Source organism: Microseira sp. BLCC-F43 (genome assembly GCF_041929235.1).
In the GTDB taxonomy this organism is placed as follows: Bacteria; Cyanobacteriota; Cyanobacteriia; order Cyanobacteriales; family Aerosakkonemataceae; genus Microseira.
In genome coordinates, this window is the sequence record NZ_JBHFNP010000129.1 from 1 (window position 1) to 1,571 (window position 1,571).

Annotated in this window: 5 protein-coding genes; 4 read left to right on the forward strand and 1 reads right to left on the reverse strand. The window is 48.1% G+C overall.

The window, feature by feature from the left end; genetic code table 11:
* From ACE1CM_RS17955 to ACE1CM_RS17965, 3 genes are all read left to right on the forward strand, one after another.
* On the forward strand, positions 1-180 hold a 180-nt coding region (locus tag ACE1CM_RS17955; RefSeq protein WP_374878963.1), incomplete at its 5' end, for a hypothetical protein.
* A gap of 281 nt (positions 181-461) precedes the next feature.
* The gene (locus ACE1CM_RS17960) at positions 462-728 is read left to right on the forward strand and encodes a hypothetical protein (protein WP_374878964.1); all 267 of its coding nucleotides are present in this window, start codon (positions 462-464) and stop codon (positions 726-728) included.
* Between the two features lie 274 nt (positions 729-1,002).
* On the forward strand, positions 1,003-1,233 hold the full coding sequence (locus tag ACE1CM_RS17965; protein ID WP_374878969.1) for a hypothetical protein: 231 nt from the start codon (positions 1,003-1,005) through the stop codon (positions 1,231-1,233).
* On the opposite strand, the gene ACE1CM_RS17970 is transcribed toward ACE1CM_RS17965, so the two are convergent.
* Entirely contained in the window at positions 1,199-1,339 is a 141-nt protein-coding gene (locus ACE1CM_RS17970; protein WP_374878966.1) for a hypothetical protein, read from the reverse strand. The genes ACE1CM_RS17965 and ACE1CM_RS17970 overlap by 35 nt on opposite strands.
* 34 nt (positions 1,340-1,373) lie before the next feature.
* Here ACE1CM_RS17970 and ACE1CM_RS17975 point away from each other — a divergent pair, with 34 nt between their 5' ends.
* The gene (locus ACE1CM_RS17975) at positions 1,374-1,511 is read left to right on the forward strand and encodes a helix-turn-helix domain-containing protein (RefSeq protein WP_374878968.1); all 138 of its coding nucleotides are present in this window, start codon (positions 1,374-1,376) and stop codon (positions 1,509-1,511) included.
* Positions 1,512-1,571: the final 60 nt, after the last annotated feature.

Genomic DNA, 1,571 nt, shown 5'->3' on the forward strand with positions numbered 1-1,571 from the left:
GATACGGAAACGGTCATGGGTAGTTTGGAGGGGGGTAGTTGGAAAAGTGCCAGTAATGGTAACTCGCTGGCTACCTACCCTACCGCAAGCACGGTTTCGGATGGGAGGGAGAGGCTAGTAATAACCTCTCTCGACCCTACCGGAGTGTCAATGAGGATGGCATCCGCAACGCTGTCCTAAAAGCCCAGAAGGTAGCAGAAGCCTTAAGGAAGTTTTCCACTGAATCTGAGTTCCTGGCATGGTACGATGCTGAAATCCTGGAGAAGAACCGCATCAAGAATGACCTCATCACTTTTGGTGAAGCCATTAAGCTGGTTGAGGATGATTTTTGGCACAACAAGTCTAGGACGGGAATGAAGCGCGATCGTTCCAATCCCAGCCATATGACTTCGTGGTGCGATACATACGAGCGGTAATACAAGCAGCTTCCGTCTGATAAAGCTGTGACTCTGCCAGCCATCATGGAAGTAGTAAACAGCTATGAGCAGGGGACTAAGGCTTATAAGCACTGCGTGGGTGCAATGCGCAAGCTGGCGCGTATCACTAAACTCGCACCGATCGTTGACGCTCTTAGCGACTTGAACGTAAAACAGACCGAATTTCGTCAAGACCTTCAAACAGTAGACATTGACGAATTCTTGGCTATTCGAGATCAGGTGTTGGGGATTTCACAAGAGTTACACCCAAATGGTGACGCTCCTACATCAATTGCAAGCAATATGCTGTAGGCATCTGAGTCCTGTTTGTGGATATCAAGATCTTCCTTCGAGGTACTCCACAATGTTTCCCTCTACGGCGTTTTATAGTGAGGAATACGTCCCGCCCCACTGTGATTCCATTATATCAAAGATTTTGCTCGTTTCGTCGCTGTTGCCTTCCCTCGCCTACGGCATTGGTCAGGGAACGCTCCTTGGGCTCACTCGGCTTTCATCCCACACCAACTAAGAGTATGTTGTGGGGATTCCCGCCTGCCTAGCTAAACTGGACTCTCGCAAGGATTGGATGTGGGTCTTTTCAATACAGATGGTGTATGGTTTAAGCATTCACGAGGTGTTCGCCATCCTCAATCTCACCAAGCCGTTTAAGACGCCCGATGGCGTAACAATACCAGCGCTGAACGACCCCAACAACAAAACCAATCTGATAATTATTGGGCTGACCGAAAATCTTGGGTTTCAAGCCCCGCCCAATAGCTGCGCTACGGGCGGCTTTTCGGCAGTTTCAGTTTTCTAATCAACTCCCTGAGAACGTCTGTTTTGGTTCGCCCGGTAGCCAAGCAGTAGCTCTCTAGCAATTCTTTCTCGGATTCATCGATCAGAAGGTCTAATCTAATCTTCATGTTTTGCTACACATATTTTGTGTATAATCGTAGCATGAAAGCACGCTATCGGTATCGGATATACCCCACAAACTCACAGAAACACGCGCTCGCTAAATTATTCGGGTGTGTAAGAGTCGTTTGGGTGCGATTCGTTCCGGCAAAAATGGAAAGCCCAACGGCCCAAGTGTAAGCAGGGCAAGGTTTATAATAACTAACCTTGACAATCTAATTTCCGTGATGGTGTAAGTCC